Here is a 20,630-nt window from a genome sequence, read left to right on the forward strand (position 1 = left end):
GCGCGCCGTCGGGCCAGATCCGATGGAATGATCACATCAGGATTCGCCAACGGATCGCTAACATGTGGCCAACGGTTCGTCGGAGGGTCGTGGAGCGGTTGGCCGGAATCCGTCCGGCGGCAGCGCCAAGAGCCCGACCCCCGGGCGGATTCCGGTGCCGGACCGGCGGTCGGCCGGCAAGCGGAAGGTGGCGGGAAACCGTTGTGGACAGGGCGGAATTCCGCCAGGCAACGGCGGGCACACGCCCGCCGCGGAGCACGGTCGGCCCCGACCGCGCGGAAAGGCTGTGAAGCGGCGTGATGCGGCGGTGCGAGCTGCGCTTCGGACTGCTGGGGCCGCCGGTCCTCTACGACCGACCGCCGTACGGGATTTCGTACGACCTCCCTCCCGAATCCGCCCCCAGCGGCCCCACCACCAACAGCCCGCCCGGGAAGGGCGGTTCGCCCGGAACCAGCGGCCCGTCCGAGGGCGCCGACGCCGGCGCCTCCGACACCCCCGCCCCCCACACACCCGCCGCCCCGCCTCCCGGTGACGACCACCCCGACAACGGCGTCCGGGCCATCGGCAGTCCCAAGGTGCGTGCCCTGCTCGCCGCTTTGCTGATGGAGCCCGGCCGGGTCGTGTCGGTGGAGGCGCTGAAGGACGCGCTGTGGGGCGGGGCGCCGCCCGTCTCCGCGCAGGCCTCGCTGCACAACCACGTCACCCGGCTGCGCCGGCTCCTGGACGACCCCGAGCGGCTGCGGGCCGTACCGCCGGGCTATGTGCTGCGGGTCGACCACGGCGAGCTGGACGTGCACGTCTTCGACGCCCGGGTCGCCGAGGCGCGGTCCGCGCACGCCCGGCGCGACTGGCCGGGCGTCGTACGGGCGTGCGCCTGCGCGCTCGTGCTCTGGCGCGGCACCCCGCTCAGCGGGCTCCCCGCCGACATCGGCGGCTACGCGCTGGTGCAGCGTCTGGAGGAGGCCCGGCTGCTCCTGCTGGAGTGGCGCTACGACGCCGAACTTGCCCTGGGTGGACCTCGGTTGGCAGCGCTCGTCCCGGAGCTGGCGGCACTGGTCGCGGAGCATCCGCTGCGCGAGGCGTACCACCGTCAGCTGATGCTCGCCCTGCACCGCACGGGCCGTCAGGCCGAGGCGCTCGCCGTCCACCGTGATCTGCGCGCCCGCCTGGTGGAGGAACTCGGCGTCGAACCCGGCCCGGCGGTCCGCGACGCGCATGTCGAGGTGCTGCGCGGGAGCGGCGAGGCCCGTCGGGACGAGGAGGACGGCGAGCAGCGGGCCGCCGGTCAGGAGGCACAGCCGAGGGGCGACGGTGAGCTGCCCGGCGGCGCCGCCAACGCCGGGGAGTCCGCCTCCCCGGAGCATGCGGCCGCCTCCGCGCCGCCCGCGCCCCCGGCGACCGCCGCGTCCGCGCGGGCCGGTGACGGGCCGGCCGCGCGGCAGACCCCGCGCCCGGCGCAACTACCCGCCCCGCCGGCCCACTTCACCGGCCGTGCCGACGTGCGCCGCGAGCTGCGCCGCACGCTGGCCGAGCCGCCCGCACCGGCGCCCGCCGTCGCCGTGATCAGCGGTATGGCCGGCGTCGGCAAGAGCGCGCTGGCCCTGTACGTCGCCCATGAGCTGAGGGAGCGCTTCCCTGACGGGCAGCTCTACGTCAACCTGCACGGCGCCACGCCCGGCATGACCCCGCTCACCGCCACCCAGGCACTCGCCGCGCTGCTGCGCGACCTGGGCGTCGAGCCCCGCAACATCCCGGAACACCCGGACGCCGCCGCCGCGTTGCTCCGCTCACTGCTCGCCCCCGCCCGGATCCTGCTGGTTCTGGACGACGCGGCGAACGCCGCCCAGGTACGGCCCCTGCTGCCGGCCGGGCCCGGCTGTGCGGTGATCGTCACCAGCCGTTCGCCGCTCACCGCGCTCGACGGCGCCCGGCGCTTCCCCCTCTCCCCGCTGACCGGCGAGGACAGCGCGGCCCTGCTCCGCGCGGTGAGTGGGCGCGCGGGGCTGGACGCCGGCCATGCGCTGGTCGAGCTGACCGGACGGCTGCCGCTGGCGCTGCGCGTGGTCGCCGCCCGGCTCGCCGCCCGCAGCGCGCTCACGCCGGACGTGCTGGCCGGGCAACTCGCCGAGACCGGCGGCCGGTTGCGGCACCTGGAGTACGACGACCTGAGCGTCCGCCGCTCCCTGGCCGTCGCCCACGACGCGCTCGCCGCCGCCGAGCGGGAGGCCGACCGGGACGCGGCCCTCGCCCTGCGCCACATCGGCGCGCTCGACCTGCCGACCTACGGCGCCCCGCTGATCGCCCGCCTCACCGGTACCGACGAGCGCCGCGCCGAGGCCGCGCTGGACCGCCTGGTCGACGTCGCCCTCCTGGAGGAGACGGCGTACGGCCGCTACGCACCCCACGACCTGGTCCGCGACTTCGCCCGCGAGCTGGCGGACGCCGACGGTCCCCACACGGCCTGGGCCGAGGGTCCCGGCGGCCCTTCCGCGCTGGCGGCCGGGGGCACGACCGGGACGGAGCCTTCGGGCACCTCCGCCGCGCACGCCCCCGGCGCGCCGAACGGCACCGACGCCTCCGCCGGCCGCCCCGCGCACGCCCCGGCCCCCGACCTGACCGCCCTGCGCTGGTACGCGGCCGTGGCCGAGCGGGTGTTGACGGCGGTCGTGGAGCCGGGGCTCGACCAGGACGACCGGCGGCGGCCGACCTCCGCGCAGCCCGCCGGGCACGCGGCGGACGTGGCCGCCCTGGCGCCCTTCGAGTCGGCCGAGGAGGCCTTCGCCTGGGGCGAGGTGGAGTTGGAGAACGTCGTCGCGCTCGTGGCGCGGAACGCGGACGCCGGTGAGCCGGACGCGGCCGCCCTGCTGTCCGCGCTCGTACGGTTGCTCTTCCCCTACGTGCAGCGCAGTGGCCGGGTCGCTGAGATGGAGGTGCTGGGCGGGGCCGCGCTCGGTGCGGCACGGCGGCTCGGGGACGCGGCGGCCGAGGCGTACGCTCTCGGCGACCTGGCGGCCCTGCACTTCCTGACCGGGCGGCACAACCACGCCCTGGCCCTCACCGACCAGGCCCTGGAGATCTGGGAGCGGCTGGGCGCGGCCGCCCGGATCCGCCGCTGCCTGAACAACCGCGGTCTGCTGCTGGAGGGGCTCGGACGGTTCGAGGAGTCGGGGGAGGCGCTGCGGCAGAGCCTCGCCTACTCGCGGCTGCTGAACGACCCCTACGGCGAGGCCGTCACCCGCAGTCACCTCGGCAACCTCTACGAGCACACCGATCCGCGCGCCGCCATCGAGCAGCACCGGCGCTCGCTGGCGATCGGGGACGCGATCGGCGCGGTCATCGTGCAGCACTCGGCGCACTGCAACATCGGCTACGCCCATCTCACCCTCGGCGAACCGGCCGCCGCCGCCCGGCACTTCGAGGAGAGCCTGCGCATCCTCGGCGACCACGGCGACTGGCACGGCGAGTCCCAGACCCGGCTCGGACTGGTCCGCGCGCTGCGGCAGCTGGGGGAGACCGGCCGGGCGGCCGGCGAGTGCGCCGAGTTGCTGCACCGGGCCGACGCCCGCGCCGACGGCTACATGGGCGGGCTGGCCCTGCACCAGCAGGGGCTGCTGCTGCGCGAGCAGGGCCGGCGAGCAGAGGCGTACGACGCCTGGCGCGCGGCCCGCACCGCCCTGTCCGGCACGGACGAACAGGCGGTCCTGTCGGAGCTGGGATCCCTGCTGGCCGACACCCCGGCCCCCTGAACCCCGAAGCCCCACGAGGCCGCACCTACTTGGCGTCGGCATAGCACTCCACCACCGCCGTCGTGAACGGAAAACGCACCGGTGTGTCGCCGAAGGTCAGCCGGCCGGCGAGGACGGCGGAGTCGCGGATGGCCTGGGCGACGGCGTCGGCCTCGTCGGCGGGGCAGTGGACGATCACCTCGTCGTGCTGGAAGAAGACCAGCTCGGCCGCCATGTCCCGCAGGGCCCGGCGCAGTGCGGCGAGGAGCAGCAGGGCCCAGTCGGCGGCGCTGCCCTGGACGACGAAGTTGCGTGCGAAGCGGCCCCGCGCGCGGGAGGTGTGGCCGGGGGGCCCGAGCCTGCCGTCGTGGTCCTCCTCGCCGGCCGGGATCCCCGCCTCCTCGGTCGCGTCATCGCCGGTCCCGGCGGCCGGCGGGCAGGTGCGGCCCAGCCAGGTGCGCACCAGCCGGCCCTCCTCGCCGGCGCGGGCCGCCTCGTCGACGTAGGCGACGGCCTGGGGGAAGCGGCGGCGCAGCGCGGCGAGGTTCTTCAGGCCGTCGCCGGAGGTCTGCCCGTAGACCGCGCCGAGCACGGCGAGCTTGGCCTGGTCGCGGTCGCCGGCGAAGGCGCGGTCGGAGACGGACTGGTAGAGGTCGCTGTCGCGGCCGGCCACCTCCATCAGGCCGGGGTCGCGGGAGATCGCGGCGAGCACCCGCGGTTCCATCTGGTCGGCGTCGGCCACCACCAGCCGCCAGCCGGGGTCGGCGACCACGGCCCGGCGGATCACCTTGGGGATCTGCAGGCCGCCTCCGCCGTTGGTCACCCAGCGTCCGGTGACCGTGCCGCCGGCGAGGAACTCGGGGCGGAACCGGCCGTCGCGCACCCAGTCCTGCAGCCAGGACCAGCCGTGGGCCACCCAGATGCGGTACAGCTTCTTGTACTCCAGCAGTGGTGCGACGGCCGGGTGGTCGACGGACCGGATCTCCCAGCGGCGGGTGGACTTCACCTTGATCCCGGCCTGCGCGAAGGCCTTGATCACGTCGGCGGGCAGATCGGGCCGCACCCGGCGGCCGAAGGCGGCGGAGACCTGGTCGGCCAGCTCGGCGAGGCGGCGCGGTTCGCCCCCGCCCGCGTACCGCTCGCCGAGCAGGTCGTGCAGCAGCTCGCGGTGGACGTCGGCGCTCCAGGGCAGGCCCGCGTGGTTCATCTCGGCGGCCACCAGCATCCCGGCCGACTCGGCGGCGGTCAGCAGCCGCATCCGGTCGGGGTGGGCGGTCTTCTCGTGCCGCCGCAGCTGCTCGGCATAGACGGCGAGCAGGTCGGACAGGGGCAGCCGGCTGCCGGTGGGCTCGAACAGCGGGGACTGGGCGCCGGGTTCGGCCCCGCGCTGCGGTGGGTCGGGCGGGACGGGGCCGCCGCGGAGGCGGGCCAGGGCGGCGGCGGCCGAGCGTGGCTCGCCGTACCGTCCCTCGTGGCCCAGCAGGAGTGTCTCGGCGTCCTCGATGTCGTAGCACCGCTCTACTCGCACCCCCGTGGCGAGTAGGCGCGGGTAGACCTCGGGGGTCGACCGCCACACCCAGCGCGTCACCTCCGGGCGGCTCCGCACCGCTTCGGCGAGATCGCTCTCCCGCCGCACCGGCCCGGCGGGCAGCCCGTCCGGACCGAGGGGGGCGAGGTCGACGCCCGACTCCTCGGCCGGTGCGAGAGCCCACCGGTCGGTCATGAACGCGAGTCTGCCAGGGGGGTCTGACAATCGCCGCGACCTGCGGGTTCACCCCTCCTGATCGCCGCTCGCCCCGGTCTTGCGCTCCAGCAGCAGCGCCAGCGCGCGACCGACGTACTCCTCGACGGCCGGCTTGGTGAGGCCCAGGCCGCTCAGGACGCCCCGGCCGTTCTCGTGCTCCAGCAGGGCGAGCAGGAGGTGCTCGGTGCCGATGTAGTTGTGCCCGAGCCGGAGGGCCTCGCGGAAGGTGAGTTCGAGGACCTTCTTGGCCTCGGGGCCGTAGGGGACGAGGTCGGGGACGTCGTCCGCGGCGGGCGGCAGCGCGCCGGTCGCGGCCTGGCGTACGGAGTCCAGGACGATGCCCTGCGCGGTGATCGCCTTCGCGGCCAGGCCGTCCGGCTCGGCCAGCAGGCCGAGGACCAGGTGCTCGGGGCGGCCCTCGGCGTTGCGGGCGGCCAGTGCCTCGTTGTGCGCCGCCATGACCGCGTTCCGCGCGCGCGGGGTGTAGCGGCTGAAGCCCTGGCTGGGGTCGAGGTCGGCGGACTCCTTGGGCACGAACCGCTTCTGCGCGGCCTGCCGGGTCACGCCCATGCTCCGCCCGATGTCGGTCCAGGACGCGCCGGAGCGGCGGGCCTGGTCGACGAAGTGCCCGATCAGGTGGTCGGCCACGTCGCCGAGGTGGTCGGCGGCGATCACCGCGTCCTGGAGCTGGTCGAGGGGTGCGTCGTGGGACTTCTTGATCGCCTCGATGAGGTCGTCGAGGCGCACGGATGCCGTGGTGTTCGGGTTGGTCGCCATGGTGTCAACCGTAGGTTGCCTCATGGGGAGTGTCAACTGACGGTTGACAATTGGCGGCGGGTGACGAGCGGTCGCCGACTCCCGCTCCACTGTCCACAGCCTGTGGACGACCGCGGCGCGCTGTCAGTCGGCCGTGGCACGATCGACGGCGTGACCAGTACCGCCAGCACCGTCGAGCGGGCCTTCCGGGCCGCCCTCTACGACGACACCGACACCGGCCTCGACACGGGCGCCTCCCTGCTCGCCGCCGACCCGGCCGCCGACGCCGAACTCGCGCGGCGCGGCGAGGACTTCGTGGCGACGGCCTGGCAGCGCGGCTGGCAGCCCGCCGACGTCGTACGACTGGTGCGGCGCGAGCTGGACGAGGCGCACGTCCGCCTGGCCGCCGCGCTGATCCGCGCGCAGGCCGGGCGGGACCGTCCGCGCGGGCGCCGCTGGGCCGGCCAGCTGGCGGCGCTGCCCACCGGCCCCGACCGCACCGCCGACCGCTTCTCGCACGCCACGGCCGTCCTGGAGCTGTACCGCCTGCTGCTGCGCCTGCCCACCCTGGAAACCCTGGAGGAGGAGCCCCGCCGCACCCCCGGCCCGGCCGCCTCCCGCATGCTCGGCCGCATCCGCGCGCTGCTCGCCAAGGCCGAGGCGACCGGCTACCCGGAGGAGGCCGAGGCGCTCACCACCAAGGCACAGGAGCTGATGGCCCGGCACAGCGTCGACGAGGCGCTGCTCGCCGCCGAGGCACCCGCGCCGGACACGCCCGGCGCCTGCCGCATCGGGGTCGAGCCGCCGTACGAACAGGCCAAAGCGGTCCTGCTGGACGCGGTGGCCACGGCGAACCACTGCCGCGCGGTGTGGAACGAACCGCTCGGCTTCTCCACGGTCGTCGGCTTCGAGGCCGACCTGGAGTCGGTCGACATGCTCTACACCTCGCTGCTGGTGCAGGCCACGCACGCGATGACCACGGCCGAGGCGGCCCAGCGGGCCGGCGGACGCAAGCGGACCAAGACCTTCCGGCAGTCGTTCCTCGCGGCCTACGCGCACCGCGTGGGCGACCGGCTCGCGGCCGCCGCCGAGACCCAGGTGACCCAGGACCTGCTGCCGGTGCTGGCCACGCGCGCGATAGCCGTCACCGGCCGGCTGGAGCAGATGTTCCCGCAGACCACCACGACCCGCCTGCGCGGGGTGAGCGACGCGGCGGGCTGGACCGAGGGTGCCCGCGCCGCGGACCGGGCCCAGGTCGGAGCCCGCCCGCGGCTGGAGTGAGGTCAGTCGCCGACCTGCTGGAAGGCGCTCACGGAGGCGTCCGGCCCGCTCCCGTCGGCCTTGGCGGCGACCGGGCCGTACTTCCACGGGAAGCTGCGGCTGGTGCCCGAGCCGGGCAGGGTGATCGTCACGGTCTTCGCGGCCAGCGCCTTCCCGGTGCCCTCCTTGCCGCGCACGTAGCTGATGGAGAAGGACGCGGAGTCGCCCTTGGCCAGCTTCAGCTTCTGCGCCTTCGCGCCCTTGAGCACGTGCACGGTCGCCTTGGTGCCGTCGCCCTTCAGTACGACGGTGGCGAAGTGCTCCAGGGTGCAGGGCGTGCTCTGGTTGGTGAGGCTCACCGGGATCTCGCCGGTGTCGCCGGCGGCCGGCGCCACACTGGCCGAACCGATCTGCACGGAGACCCCGTCGATGTCGCAGGCGGAGCCGCTCTTGCCGTTCTTGTCCCCGCCGCTGCCGTTGCAGGCGGTCAGCATCAGGGCGGCGGCGAGGGCGGTGACGGTGAGCGGAATGGCGCGCATGAGCAGATTCCCATCGAGGTCGGGACGGTCTCCCCGCATCATGGCCCCTGCGCCCGGGACGACAGCACGCGCCCCGGCCCGATTCACCGCTTCAGGGGTCCCTTCACTGCCTCAGGGGCCCTTTCACCGCTTCCGCGGCCCCCTACCGCTTCCGCGGTCCCTCACCGCTCCAGGGGCCCCTCACCACTTCAGGGGTGCCTTCACCGCTTCACGGCCGCCGTCGGCAGTCCCGACGGCAGCTTGCCGCCCTCGGCCTTGGTGTACGTCTCCTGGCCGGTCCCGCCCGACCAGGTCACCTTCAGGGTCGTGCCGTCGACGGAGTCGACCATGCCGGTGGTCCGCGCCGCGTCGCCCTTGGGGCAGGTCAGGTGGATCATCTGCATACCGGCCTCGGCCCCTGCGGTCCCGCTGCACACGGCTCCGCCGGTCACGAAGACCCCGGCCTGCTTCCCGTTGACCACCAGGGCCACGATCTTGCCGCCGGCGGTGGTGATCCAGCTGCCCTGGAGCTTGGCGGAGGCGCCGGCGGCGCGCGGCGAGGCCGTACCCGCGGACGCGCCCGTCGCGGTGGGGGACCCGGTCCTTCCACCGGAGCCCCCGGAATCCCCGGAACCCCCAGAGCCCCCGCTGCACGCCGTCAGTGCCAGCGTGCCCACCAGACCCGCGGCCAGGGCCGCACCCCGCACCCTCGCACTCGCCGTAGTCACCGGAAAAGCTCCCTCCGCGGTAGCGGCCCGGCCGCCCCTGGCGGACGGCCCGCAGCGCAAGTTACCAGGAGTCACCAACGCGACCGCCGTATCTCCCACTGGAACATGTGGGGCGCGGTGCGCGTCTCTTCCTGTGCGGACGCGTGCGAACGCGTGTGGACGAGTGGGTACGCGAGCGAGCGCGTGCGGACGCGGCCCAGGGCGTGGACATGTCCTGCCCGCTCCGGGGCAGGCGCTGGAGCGGCTTCGGTAAAGCGAGTGTCAAGGCTGTAACCGCGGGACCACTCCTCGTGCACGTGCATTCGCTCATGCAGCCGCACGTGAACCAAGTTATGATCCGAGACAGTTGACCACAGCATCTATGGCCTCACCAGCCAGTGCACCACCGGGGAGCGACCTGTGGACCGCGACGTCGACGGCGTGTACGGGGGGTACGACGTGTACAACGGCATGGCTGCCACGCAGCTGAACGGAGTGGCCTGGCAGAAGAGCAGGCACAGCAACTCGCAGGGTTCCTGCGTGGAGTTCGCGCGCTTGCCGGGCGGTGAGGTCGCCGTACGCAACTCGCGTTTCCCGGACGGGCCGGCGCTCGTCTACACGCGCGCGGAGATCGAGGCGATGCTCCTCGGCATCAAGGACGGCGAGTTCGACCACCTGATCACGAGCTGAAGCGGGCCGAACGTCCCAGGGCGCCGATGGCAACGATGTCGGACGCACGGGCATCCGCACGGGAAGGGCGGACGCGCGTAGATCCAGCGCGTCCGCCGGTGCGGAAGGGGTCAGCCGGCCGTCGGCAGCCGGAACATCGCCCAGACGACCTTGCCTTCGAGCGTGCCCGCGAGCGGGTGCCAGCCCCAGCTGTCCGCGAAGGACTCGACCAGGAACAGTCCGCGGCCCGACTCGGCGGAGAAGTCGTCCGAGTCGCGCGGGACCGGCGTCTCGTGACTGGGATCGCGCACCCCGCACACCAGCCGCTCGCGCCACCGCATCAGGTGCAGCCGCACGGACGGCTGGTGCCCCTCGCCCCGGCACGCGGCGGACGGCACCGCGTGCCGCAGGGCGTTGGTGACGAGTTCGGAGACGACGAGGCAGATGTCGTCGAAGCGGTCGCCGACGTCCCACCGGTCCAGGGTGTCGCGGGTGAAACGCCGGGCCTCGCGCACCGCCTCGTACCGGGCGGGCAGGGCGCAGGAGGCGGCTTCGGACACGGCCGCGGGATCCAGCGGCGGAAGGCCCTGCCGTAACGGCTTGAGCATGGTCGATCCATTCGTCCCCATGCGAGGCACTCCCGGGAATTCGCGGTCGTTGCGATGCAGCGGTGGCGCGGCACCATGGTTTCGGATGCGCAGAGCAGATGCAAGGGCAGATGCACGTGCACGCGACCGAAATCGCCCTGCCCGTACCGCTTCTTGGCCATTTTTTCTGCCAACTTCACCGCGATCCGCCAGAGGTCCGGACCTCTTTCCCGGTCGCGTCCCGACAGAAACGGCCGAGGTCTTTCCGTTTCCGTAACCGGCCGAGTACTGCTCGGAGTGATTTAGTGGCAGACTTCGGCCCCTAAGACGGTTGGGGAGGCTGGCGAAGGTGAGCGCGGGAGAGCCCGGATCGGTGGTGCGGCGGATGCTGCTCGGCTCGCAACTCAGGCGGCTGCGTGAAGCTCGGGGGATCACGCGCGAGGCGGCGGGTTACTCGATCCGCGCTTCCGAGTCGAAGATCAGCCGGATGGAGCTGGGCCGGGTGAGCTTCAAGACCAGAGACGTCGAGGACCTGCTGACGCTGTACGGCATCACCGACGACGCGGAGCGCGAGTCGCTGCTCTCCCTCGCCCGGGAGGCCAACGTGGCGGGCTGGTGGCACAGTTACACCGACGTCCTGCCCAGCTGGTTCCCCACCTACGTGGGCCTGGAGGGCGCCGCCGCGCTGATCCGCGCCTACGAGGTGCAGTTCGTGCACGGCCTGCTCCAGACCGAGGAGTACGCCCGCGCGGTGGTCCGGCGCGGGATGAAGGGCGCGAGCGCCGCCGACGTCGAACGCCGGGTCGCCCTGCGCCTGGAGCGGCAGAAGTACCTGCTCGCCGACAACGCCCCCGAGTTCCACATCGTCCTGGACGAGGCCGCCCTGCGCCGCCCCTACGGCGACCGCGACGTGATGCGCGGCCAGCTCCAGCACCTGATCGACATCTCCGCGCGGCCCAACGTGCGCCTCCAGGTCATGCCGTTCGGCTTCGGCGGGCACTCCGGCGAGAGCGGCGCCTTCACCATCCTCAGCTTCCCCGAGTCCGACCTGTCCGACGTGGTCTACCTGGAGCAGCTGACCAGCGCCCTCTACCTGGACAAACGCGAGGACGTCGCCCAGTACGAGCAGGCCCTGAAGGAACTCCAGCAGGACAGCCCCGGGCCCGACGAGAGCCGGGACCTGCTGCGCGGCCTGCTGCAACTGTCCTGACCCGCCCCAACTTCCTTTACCGACAAGTAGGATGACGTCCGCTCAGGCATGCACGGATCTGGTGTCCGCTAGCGATTGAGGGATCACATGTCGTCCTACTTCACCGACCTGGCCCAGCAGTACATCGACGGCGAGTGGCGCCCGGGTACCGGCTCCTGGGACGTCATCGACTTCAACCCCTACGACGACGAGAAGCTGGCCTCGATCACGGTGGCCACCGTCGACGAGGTCGACCAGGCCTACCAGGCCGCCGCCCGCGCCCAGCGGACGTGGGCGGAGACCAACCCCTACGCCCGGCGCGCGGTGTTCGAGCGGGCCCTGCGGCTGATAGAGGACCGCGAGCAGGAGATAGCCGACCTGATCATCGCCGAACTCGGCGGCACGCGCGTGAAGGCCGGCTTCGAGCTGCACCTCGCCAAGGAGTTCCTGCGCGAGTCGATCCACCTCGCGCTGCGCCCCGAGGGCAGGATCCTGCCCTCTCCGACCGAGGGCAAGGAGAACCGCGTCTACCGGGTGCCGGTCGGCGTGGTGGGTGTGATCAGCCCGTTCAACTTCCCCTTCCTGCTGTCACTGAAGTCGGTCGCGCCGGCCCTCGCGCTCGGCAACGCCGTGGTGCTCAAGCCGCACCAGAACACCCCGATCACCGGCGGCACCCTGCTCGCGAAGATCTTCGAGGACGCCGGTCTGCCCGGCGGCCTGCTCAACGTCGTCGTCACCGACATCGCCGAGATCGGTGACGCGTTCCTCGAACACCCCGTCCCGAAGGTCATCTCCTTCACCGGCTCCGACAAGATCGGCCGGCACGTCGCCACCGTCTGCGCCAGGCACTTCAAGCGCTCGGTGCTCGAACTGGGCGGTAACAGCGCGCTGGTGGTGCTGGACGACGCCGACCTCGACTACGCGGTGGACGCGGCCGTCTTCAGCCGGTTCGTGCACCAGGGGCAGGTCTGCATGGCCGCCAACCGGGTCCTCGTGGACGCCTCCGTCGCCGACGAGTTCACCGAGAAGTTCGTCGCCAAGGTCAGGACCCTCAAGGTCGGCGACCCGCGCGACCCGGAGACCGTGATCGGCCCGGTGATCAACTCCGCCCAGGCCAACGCCGTGACGGGCACCGTGGAGCAGGCGCTGGCCGAGGGCGCCACCGCACTGGTGCGCGGCGCCACGACCAACAACCTGGTCGAGCCGACCGTACTGACCGGCGTCCCGGCCGGCTCCCCGCTGCTCCAGCAGGAGGTCTTCGGCCCGGTCGTCTTCCTGGTCCCGTTCGACGGGGAGGAGGAGGCGGTCCGGATCGTCAACGACACCCCGTACGGCCTGAGCGGCGCCGTGCACACGGCTGACATCGAGCGGGGCGTGGCCTTCGCCAAGCGGATCGACACCGGCATGTTCCACGTGAACGACGGCACGGTCCACGACGAGCCGATCGTGCCCTTCGGCGGCGAGAAGCACTCCGGCCTCGGCCGCCTCAACGGCGAGACCACGCTGGAGGCGTTCACCACCGTCAAGTGGATCTCGGTGCAGCACGGCCGCAGCGGCTTCCCCTTCTAGCCGCCGGCCGGCTCGCCGTCTCTTCGGTTTCCCGGGCCATTGAGGACAGAAGCTGTCCTCAATGGCCCGTAGTGTCTTCCGTGTCGGGGGAAACGGCCCCGGCGAACGGCCCGACGAAAGGCGGCACGCCATGGTCATGCACGTTCCGGCGGAGGCGAAGGGCGACGAGCGCGGGGCGCTGCTCGCGTTCATCGAGGAGCAGCGCGGCGGGATCCGCCGGGCGCTGCTCGGGCTGACCGAGGAGCAGGCCCGTACCCGTCCCAGCGCCAGTGAGCTGTCCCTGGGCGGCCTGCTCAAGCACGTCGCCGAGGTGGAGCAGGGCTGGGTCGCCCGGGCCAAGCAGGAGCCGCCGGCGGTGCGCCGCGACGAGTCGAACTGGCACGAGACCTTCCAGCTGGTCGGCGAGGAGACGGTCGCCTCGCAGCTGGCGTACTGGGAGGAGGTGGCCGCCGAGACGGAGAAGTTCATCCGCTCCGCGCCCAGCCTGGACGACACCTTCCCGCTGCCGCCCGACCCCTGGTTCCCGCCGCAGAGCCGTGTCTCGCTGCGCTGGCTGTGTCTGCACCTGATCCGCGAGACGGCCCGGCACGCCGGTCACGCCGACATCATCCGCGAGTCCCTCGACGGCAGGACCGCGTTCGAGCTGGTCGCCCTGGCGCAGGGCGGCTCCGGGGAGCAGTAGCGGGCGGGGGCCCCGGGAATCCCCAGGGCGCGGCAAGGCCCCCTTCCGAATCCCGCCGACGCCGCCCGCAGGGCCCGCCACCCCGAGCCGACCTGATCCCGAAGAAAGGACCTAGTGGTGGAACCCCGTGGCCGCGTCCTTGTCCCGGGTCAGCGGCCGCCCCTGGCGCCGTAGCTCCGGCAGCAGGCGGGTCAGGTCGTCGAGGAACAGGTCGGCCAGGTCGTGCGAGAAGCCGTTGCGGCACACGATCCGCAGCACCGACAGGTCCTCCCGGTTGGCGGGGAAGGTGTAGGCGGGCACCAGCCAGCCGCCCTCGCGCAACCGCCGGGAGACGTCGAAGACGTCGAAGGTCGTGACGTCGTCGGCCGTGGTCAGCGCGAACACCGGGAGCTGGTCGCCGCGCGTGAGCAGCCGGAAGTCGCCGAGCGCGGCGATCCGGTCGGCGAGCGAGCGCGCCACGTCGCGCGTCGACTGCTGCACCGCGCGGAAGCCCTCCCGGCCCAGCCGCAGGAACGTGTAGTACTGCGCGACCACCTGGGCGCCGGGCCGGGAGAAGTTCAGGGCGAAGGTCGGCATGTCCCCGCCCAGGTAGTTGACCCGGAAGACCAGCTCCTCCGGCAGCGCCTCCGCCTCCCGCCACAGCGCCCAGCCGACGCCCGGGTAGACCAGCCCGTACTTGTGCCCGGAGGTGTTGATCGACGCCACGCGCGGCAGCCGGAAGTCCCACACCAGGTCCTCGTCCAGGAAGGGCGCGATCATCCCGCCGGACGCGCCGTCCACGTGCACCGGCACGTCGAGACCGGTGCGTTCCTGGAGGGCGTCCAGGGCCGCGCACAGGTCGGCGATCGGCTCGTAGGAGCCGTCGAAGGTGGAGCCGAGGATGCCGACGACACCGATGGTGTTCTCGTCGCACAGCCCGGCCGCGGCCTGCGGGTCCAGGTGGAAGCGTTCGCCCTCCAGGGGGACCATTCGGGCCTCCACCTCCCAGAAGTTGCAGAACTTCTCCCAGCAGACCTGGACGTTGATCCCCATCACGAGATTGGGCCGCGCGCCCGGGTACCGGTCGGCGTTCCGCCTGGCCCAGCGCCGCTTCAGCGCCATCCCGGCGAGCATGCACGCCTCGCTGGACCCGGTCGTCGAACAGCCCACCGCGGCTGCCGGGTCCGGCGCGTTCCACAGGTCGGCGAGCATCGCCACACAGCGCCGCTCCAGCTCGGCGGTGCGCGGGTACTCGTCCTTGTCGATCATGTTCTTGTCCCGGCACTCCGCCATCAGCACCCCCGCCTGCGGCTCCATCCAGGTGGTCACGAAGGTGGCCAGGTTCAGCCGGGCGTTGCCGTCCAGCATCAGCTCGTCGTGCACCAGCTGGTACGCCGTGGACGGGGGCATCGGGGCGTCCGGCAGCCGGTGGGTGGGCGGGTTCTCGATCATGCCGCCGACCGGGTTGGCCTCCCCGAAGAACGGGTTGACCGACACCGTCCGCGCCTCGTGCCGCTCGGAACCTTTGTGCAGGGCCATGGGGTGCCTCCAGGGGATCGGGGATCAGCGGACCGGGGTGCCGTCCTCGCGCAGCTGCATCTGCGGACGGCCGGTCACCAGCAGCCAGGCCGGCAGCGACGCGATGCACAGGAGCGCGAGGACGGCGGGCGAGGCGACCAGGACGGCGGCGGTGAACAGGCTCACCCAGCCCTGCCGGGTGACCGCCAGCAGCACGCCGAGGACGCCCGTGGCCACGCCCAGCGCGGGATGCACGGCCGGCACCAGCGCGTGGGCGGTGAGACCGAAGGCGGTGCCGGCGAACACCGCGGGGAAGATCCGCCCGCCCCGGAAGCCGCAGGACGCGGCGACGAGCAGCGCGGCCAGCTTCACCACCGTCATGGTGACGAACCCGCCCGCCGACCAGCCCCCCGGATCGCGGGCCAGCTCCCCGATCTCGGACAGCCCCTTGAAGAGCGTCAGATGCCCGCCCAGGGCCGCCAGGCCCCCCAGCAGGACCCCGCCGGCAGGAAGCATCAGCATCGGGTGCCGTAGCCGCCTAAAGGCCCGGTGGACGCAGGGGAAGGCGTAGACGGCGCACATGCCGAGCGCGGCGGCTGCCGGCGCGATCACCAGCGCGGCCAGCAGGTCCGCGACGTGCGGGCGGCCTATGGGCGGCAGGTGCAGGTCGAAGGAGGGATGGGCCACCAGGGTGGTCGTCATGGCCCCGCACGCGCCGGCGGTCAGCGGGGCGAACAGGTTGTCCCACAGCCGGCCCCGCATCGGCCGCCCGGCCAGCGCCTCGGAGATCACCAGCGCCGCCGCCACCGGCGTGCCGAACAGCGCGCCGATCGTCGCGGATTCGGCGAGTACGGGCCACAGCGTGTCCGGCGTCCGGGGCATGAGGCGCCCGCCGAGCCAGGCGGCGAGGCCCACGTTCGTGGCGATGATCGGGTTCTCCGGGCCGAGGCTCGGTCCGCCGGCCAGCATGAGCCCGGTGGCCAGCACCAGGCCGGGCAGTACGGCGGGCGGCAGGACCGGGGCGTTCAGCGCGAGGGTGGCCGGGTCGGGGCCGGCGTGGCCGGGCACCTTCCAGACCACCAGTCCCACGACGATCCCGGTGGCCGTGAGCATGGCGAACATCCACAGCACGGACCAGCGGCCCACGCCCAGCGCGTCCGGCAGCGGCCCCCACAGCACCCGCTGGAGCCGCTCCGCCGCCGTGCTCACCCCGACGAAGACCAGGCTCGCGGCCACGCCCACGACGACGGCGGGCAGGATGAACGGCAGCAGAGCCCGTGCCGGGGCGGTCGGAGCGCTCGGGGGTGCCTGCGTCGTCTCCTGGGCCACGGGCTCACCATAAGCGGACGAAACGCATGGAACATCCCGAACCGGACCGGGCTTGCACCTCACGTGGCGTGAGGCCCGAGCGTGGAGGCGTACCGACGACAAGGAGCGGAAAGTGAGCTATTCCGTGGGACAGGTCTCGGGGTTCGCCGGCGTGACGGTGCGCACCCTGCACCACTACGACGAGATCGGCCTGCTCGCCCCCAGCGAGCGCACGTACGCCGGCCACCGGCGCTACAACGACACCGACCTCGACCGGCTCCAGCAGATCCTGTTCTACCGCGAGCTCGGCTTCCCGCTCGAGGAGATCGCGGCCCTGCTGGACGACCCGGACGCGGACCCGCGCAGCCACCTGCGCCGGCAGCACCGGCTGCTGACCGCCCGGATCGAGAAGCTGCAGAAGATGGCCGCGGCCGTGGAGCAGGCCTTGGAGGCAAGCACGATGGGCATCAACCTGACGCCGGAAGAGCGGTTCGAGGTGTTCGGGGACAAGGACCCCGAGCAGTACGCGGAGGAGGTCGAGCAACGCTGGGGCGGCACCGAGGCGTACGCCGAGTCCCAGCGCCGCGCGGCGACCTACACCAAGGAGGACTGGCAGCGCATCCAGGCCGAGGTCGACGACTGGGGCGAGCGGTACGCCGCCCTGGTCGCCGCCGGCGAGCAGCCGGCCGGCGAGGCGGCCATGGACCTGGCCGAGGAACACCGCCGGCACATCAGCCGGTACCACTTCGAGGTCCCGTACAAGATGCACCGGTGCTTCGGGGAGATGTACGTCTCCGACGAGCGCTTCAAGGCGTACTACGACTCCCTGCGCCCGGGCCTCGCCGCACACCTGCGCGACGCCATCCTCGCCAACGCGGACCGGCACACCGGGTCCTGATCCCCCGGCCCGGGCGCGCGCCCGGGCCGGAACCCCTCCCGGAACGCCTGTGGAACCCGGGGCGGCCGCCCCACGTTGATAGCTTTGTGCGGCGATAGCTTTGTGCGGCCGCACACGGACGCCGTGCCGGCCAAGCCGCCTCACCCCACAGGAGCCCGGACCCGTGATGACACTTGCCCTCGGCCCGAGCTGGCTGGATCCCAACTACCTCCTGAGCACCTACAGCATCTGGGGTCTGCTGCTCATCGTCTTCGCCGAGTCCGGCCTGCTCATCGGCTTCTTCCTGCCGGGCGACTCGCTGCTGTTCACCTGCGGCCTGCTGATCACGTCGAACAAGCTGGACTTCCCGCTGTGGGGCGCGATCGCCCTGATCTGCCTCGCCGCGATCCTCGGCGACCAGGCGGGCTACATGTTCGGCAAGAAGGTCGGACCGTCCCTGTTCAACCGCCCGGACTCGCGCCTGTTCAAGCAGGAGAACGTCACCAAGGCGCACGAGTTCTTCGAGAAGTACGGCCCGAAGTCCCTGGTCCTGGCCCGCTTCGTGCCGATCGTGCGCACGTTCACACCGATCATCGCGGGCGTCAGCGGCATGCGGTACCGCTCGTTCGTGACGTTCAACGTCATCGGTGGCGTCCTGTGGGGCGCGGGCGTCACCCTGCTCGGCTCCTGGCTCGGCAACATCGGCTTCGTCAAGGACAACATCGAGGCGATCCTCATCCTGATCGTCCTCGTCTCCGTGGTGCCGATCGCCATCGAGTTCCTCCGCGCCCGCGGCAAGAGCAGGAAGGCCGAGCAGGCCGGGCCCGAGCCCCGGCCCGAGTCCCCGCAGCAGCCTGCCTACCAGCAGCCGCAGTACCAGCAGCAGCCGGTCATGGACGACGCCACGACCCGCCTGCGTCGCATCGAGCCGGAGCAGCCGCCGTACCAGCAGCCGCAGCAGCAGGGCTGGGACCGGCAGCAGGACCACGGCCAGTACTACGACCAGCAGCAGTACCCGCAGCAGCAGTACCCGCAGCAGCAGTACCCCCAGCACCAGCAGTACCCCCAGCAGCAGTACCCGCAGCACCAGCCGTACGCGCAGGAGCAGCACCCGCAGCAGCAGCCCGACTGGAACCAGTACGACCGGAATCAGCAGGACCGGAACCAGTACGACCCGAACCAGTACCCGTACGACCACCGCCGGCAGTAGGGGCGCGCGGGGCGGCCGGGCGGAGCCTAGAAGCCCCTGGTCCGCTTGGCGGCCCGGCGCTTCCCGGCGGAGCCGATCCGCAGGAACAGCCGGGAGATCTCCGACCCGAGGTGGACCCCGATGGCGATGGCCATCGCCAGCGACGCGGCCTTGGCCAGCGAAACCAGCCCCTTGTCCACCTCGTTCTGCGCCATGGACAGCAGCCCGAAGTAGGTCGCGGAACCGGGCAGCAGGGGCCCGATCGCCGCCGTCGTGTAGGGCAGCGCGGACGCGAACCGGTACCGGGACAGCAGCTGCCCGAACAGCCCCACCAGGCCCGCCGCCACCGCCGTGGAGGCCACCGGCGAGATGTCGCCCACATAGCGCATCGCGCCGTACACCGACCAGGCGACACCCCCGTTGAGAGTCACCCAGAGCACGGTGGACCGCTCCTGCTGGAGCAGGATCGCGAAGGTCAGCGAGAGCAGCATCGAGGCCGCGATCTGGATCAGCGGCCGATTGGAGATGACCGGCGCCGCGTCCGGATTGAGCTCGCCGCCGATCTTCACCCCGAAGTACAGGACGATCAGCACGCCGACGACGATCCCGACGAAGAAGTACATGACCTCCAGCAGCCGGGCCGAGGCGGTGATGTAGAACCCGGTCAGCCCGTCCTGCACGCCCGCCACCAGCGCCCGTCCGGGCAGCAGGGCGAACAGCCCACCGGTGATCACCGCGGAGCCGTTCACGTTCACGTGCGCCAGCGTCAGCGCCACCCCGATCGCCGCGGGCGGCATCGCGGCCACCGTGAACTGGTAGAACTCCGGCAGTCCGCGCCCCGCGCACAGCCAGGCCAGCCGGTCGCCGAGCATCGCGCCCACCGCCGCCGCCACGAACACGACGACGTCACCGCCGACCAGCACGGAGGCCGCACCGGCCAGCAGCCCGCTCGCCAGGGTCAGCGCCCAGCCGGGGTACGGGTGCCGGTTGCGGCGGATCTCCGCCAGCCGCCGGTAGGCCTCCTCCAGCGAGACATGGGTCTCCGGGTCGCTCAGATCGTCCACGAGCCGGAACACGGCCGACAGCCGCGTGTAGTCGGTGCCCCGCCGCCGCACCGTCCGGGACGCCGTCACCGGGTCCTCCACCAGGGACGGCTGATGGGAGATCGACAGCAGCGTGAAGGTGACGTTCGGCTCGCACCGGTCCAGGCCGTAGGACCGGCACACCGCGAACATCGCGGCCTCCACGTCCTCCGCGCCCTCGCCGCCGGCCAGCAGCAGCTCCCCGATACGCAGGGTCAGGTCCAGCACACGCGGGACGGCCGGGCCGCCCTCCTCCAGCCGCTGCACCGGCTCCGGCGCGGGCCGCTCGGTCACCGGCATGCGCAGCATCGTGCGCATCCGGTCCTGCCAGGGCGCGTCCTTGACCAGGCTGACCAGCGGCACCCCGGTGGCCGGCGTGAACGCGGCCGGGGAGTGGTCGGCGCTGTAGGTGCTCGGCGTACTGAACGCCGAACCCTCCGGTTCGGCACTCGGCTGCAGCGTCTGCAGCCCCTCCGGCACGGCGAACTCGGAGGTCGTCTCCGGGTCGTCGCCGCCCTTCGGGACGTCCAGGCCCCGCGGAATGGCGAACTCGGACGTGATCTCCGGGTCGTACCGCGCCTCGTCGGACCGGGGTTTGCGGTCCTCCGCCTCCGTCACCTCGCACCGCTCCCTGAACGACACCTTCCGTAGGCCTCAGTATGCGCATGGGTACGCAAACGGGCCGCGCCACCCCTCGCAGGGTGCCGCGGCCCGCGGAAGACAAACCGGCCGGTCAGTGGCCGCCCTGCTCCTTGAAGCGCTTGTACGACCGCTCGATCTCCGCCTCGGCGTCCGTGCGGCCGACCCAGTTGGCGCCCTCGACCGACTTGCCGGGCTCCAGGTCCTTGTAGACCTCGAAGAAGTGCTGGATCTCCAGGCGGTCGAACTCCGACACGTGGTGGATGTCACGCAGGTGCTCCACACGCGGGTCGGTGGACGGGACGCACAGCAGCTTGTCGTCGCCGCCGGCCTCGTCCGTCATCCGGAACATACCGATCGCGCGGCAGCGGATGAGGCAGCCCGGGAAGGTCGGCTCGTCCAGGATGACCAGCGCGTCCAGCGGGTCGCCGTCCTCGCCGAGGGTGTTCTCGACGAAGCCGTAGTCGGTCGGGTAGGCGGTCGAGGTGAAGAGGCGACGGTCCAGGCGGATCCGACCGGTCTCGTGGTCCACCTCGTACTTGTTCCGCGAACCCTTCGGGATCTCGATCGTGACGTCGAACTCCACCGGTGGCTCCTCCATGATCAGCACATAGTTCTGGTGGTTAAGTGTC

17 protein-coding genes are annotated in these 20,630 nt (G+C 72.5%); 8 read left to right on the top strand and 9 right to left on the bottom strand.

Annotated features, from left to right (window positions below):
- Positions 1-299 precede the first annotated feature (299 nt).
- Positions 300-3,746, top strand: a complete 3,447-nt coding sequence (locus ACZ3ZD_RS27030; RefSeq protein WP_467402355.1) for an AfsR/SARP family transcriptional regulator — start codon at positions 300-302, stop codon at positions 3,744-3,746.
- Between the two features lie 25 nt (positions 3,747-3,771).
- Here the strand turns inward: ACZ3ZD_RS27030 and ACZ3ZD_RS27035 are convergent, their stop codons facing one another.
- Together ACZ3ZD_RS27035 and ACZ3ZD_RS27040 are read right to left on the bottom strand one after the other, a co-directional pair.
- Positions 3,772-5,448 carry a bifunctional 3'-5' exonuclease/DNA polymerase gene (locus ACZ3ZD_RS27035; protein ID WP_467402358.1) on the bottom strand — a complete coding sequence of 559 codons (1,677 nt, stop codon included), beginning with the start codon at positions 5,446-5,448 and terminating at the stop codon, positions 3,772-3,774.
- Between the two features lie 48 nt (positions 5,449-5,496).
- Positions 5,497-6,246, bottom strand: coding sequence for a Clp protease N-terminal domain-containing protein (locus ACZ3ZD_RS27040; protein ID WP_467402360.1), 750 nt, complete (start codon positions 6,244-6,246; stop codon positions 5,497-5,499).
- Positions 6,247-6,396: 150 nt separating this feature from the next.
- On the opposite strand from ACZ3ZD_RS27040, the gene ACZ3ZD_RS27045 reads away from it, so the two are divergent.
- Positions 6,397-7,506 (top strand): DUF2786 domain-containing protein, encoded by a 1,110-nt coding sequence (locus ACZ3ZD_RS27045; RefSeq protein WP_467402363.1) that lies wholly within the window; start codon positions 6,397-6,399, stop codon positions 7,504-7,506.
- Positions 7,507-7,508: 2 nt separating this feature from the next.
- Here the strand turns inward: ACZ3ZD_RS27045 and ACZ3ZD_RS27050 are convergent, their stop codons facing one another.
- Positions 7,509-8,024: a DUF4232 domain-containing protein gene (locus ACZ3ZD_RS27050; protein WP_467402366.1), complete on the bottom strand. Its 516-nt coding sequence runs from the start codon at positions 8,022-8,024 to the stop codon at positions 7,509-7,511.
- A gap of 200 nt (positions 8,025-8,224) precedes the next feature.
- Positions 8,225-8,731, bottom strand: a complete 507-nt coding sequence (locus ACZ3ZD_RS27055) for a hypothetical protein (protein ID WP_467402369.1) — start codon at positions 8,729-8,731, stop codon at positions 8,225-8,227.
- Positions 8,732-9,130: 399 nt separating this feature from the next.
- Between ACZ3ZD_RS27055 and ACZ3ZD_RS27060 the strand changes: the two genes are divergently transcribed.
- Positions 9,131-9,400 (top strand): DUF397 domain-containing protein, encoded by a 270-nt coding sequence (locus ACZ3ZD_RS27060; protein WP_030342654.1) that lies wholly within the window; start codon positions 9,131-9,133, stop codon positions 9,398-9,400.
- Between the two features lie 110 nt (positions 9,401-9,510).
- On the opposite strand, the gene ACZ3ZD_RS27065 is transcribed toward ACZ3ZD_RS27060, so the two are convergent.
- On the bottom strand, positions 9,511-10,008 hold the full coding sequence (locus ACZ3ZD_RS27065; protein ID WP_467402372.1) for an ATP-binding protein: 498 nt from the start codon (positions 10,006-10,008) through the stop codon (positions 9,511-9,513).
- Positions 10,009-10,351: 343 nt separating this feature from the next.
- Between ACZ3ZD_RS27065 and ACZ3ZD_RS27070 the strand changes: the two genes are divergently transcribed.
- The 3 genes from ACZ3ZD_RS27070 to ACZ3ZD_RS27080 all read left to right on the top strand — a co-directional run bounded on the left by ACZ3ZD_RS27070 (position 10,352) and on the right by ACZ3ZD_RS27080 (position 13,406).
- On the top strand, positions 10,352-11,176 hold the full coding sequence (locus tag ACZ3ZD_RS27070) for a helix-turn-helix domain-containing protein (RefSeq protein ID WP_467402565.1): 825 nt from the start codon (positions 10,352-10,354) through the stop codon (positions 11,174-11,176).
- 87 nt (positions 11,177-11,263) lie between these two features.
- Positions 11,264-12,724: an aldehyde dehydrogenase family protein gene (locus tag ACZ3ZD_RS27075; RefSeq protein WP_467402375.1), complete on the top strand. Its 1,461-nt coding sequence runs from the start codon at positions 11,264-11,266 to the stop codon at positions 12,722-12,724.
- A 130-nt stretch (positions 12,725-12,854) separates the two neighbouring features.
- Entirely contained in the window at positions 12,855-13,406 is a 552-nt protein-coding gene (locus ACZ3ZD_RS27080; RefSeq protein ID WP_467402379.1) for a DinB family protein, read from the top strand.
- 111 nt (positions 13,407-13,517) lie between these two features.
- On the opposite strand, the gene ACZ3ZD_RS27085 is transcribed toward ACZ3ZD_RS27080, so the two are convergent.
- Both ACZ3ZD_RS27085 and ACZ3ZD_RS27090 read right to left on the bottom strand, forming a co-directional pair.
- Positions 13,518-14,924 (bottom strand): glutamate decarboxylase, encoded by a 1,407-nt coding sequence (locus ACZ3ZD_RS27085; protein WP_467402381.1) that lies wholly within the window; start codon positions 14,922-14,924, stop codon positions 13,518-13,520.
- A 24-nt stretch (positions 14,925-14,948) separates the two neighbouring features.
- A complete protein-coding gene (locus tag ACZ3ZD_RS27090; protein WP_467402383.1) occupies positions 14,949-16,232 on the bottom strand; it encodes an ion channel protein in 1,284 nt (427 codons plus the stop codon).
- A 112-nt stretch (positions 16,233-16,344) separates the two neighbouring features.
- Between ACZ3ZD_RS27090 and ACZ3ZD_RS27095 the strand changes: the two genes are divergently transcribed.
- A complete protein-coding gene (locus ACZ3ZD_RS27095; protein ID WP_467402386.1) occupies positions 16,345-17,109 on the top strand; it encodes a MerR family transcriptional regulator in 765 nt (254 codons plus the stop codon).
- 163 nt (positions 17,110-17,272) lie between these two features.
- Positions 17,273-18,298 carry a DedA family protein gene (locus ACZ3ZD_RS27100; protein WP_467402388.1) on the top strand — a complete coding sequence of 342 codons (1,026 nt, stop codon included), beginning with the start codon at positions 17,273-17,275 and terminating at the stop codon, positions 18,296-18,298.
- Positions 18,299-18,324: 26 nt separating this feature from the next.
- On the opposite strand, the gene ACZ3ZD_RS27105 is transcribed toward ACZ3ZD_RS27100, so the two are convergent.
- Together ACZ3ZD_RS27105 and ACZ3ZD_RS27110 are read right to left on the bottom strand one after the other, a co-directional pair.
- Positions 18,325-19,977, bottom strand: coding sequence for a threonine/serine exporter family protein (locus tag ACZ3ZD_RS27105; protein WP_467402392.1), 1,653 nt, complete (start codon positions 19,975-19,977; stop codon positions 18,325-18,327).
- A gap of 115 nt (positions 19,978-20,092) precedes the next feature.
- A complete protein-coding gene (locus ACZ3ZD_RS27110) occupies positions 20,093-20,584 on the bottom strand; it encodes an inorganic diphosphatase (protein ID WP_029394330.1) in 492 nt (163 codons plus the stop codon).
- Positions 20,585-20,630: the final 46 nt, after the last annotated feature.

This window comes from Streptomyces sp. NPDC023481, assembly GCF_055560195.1.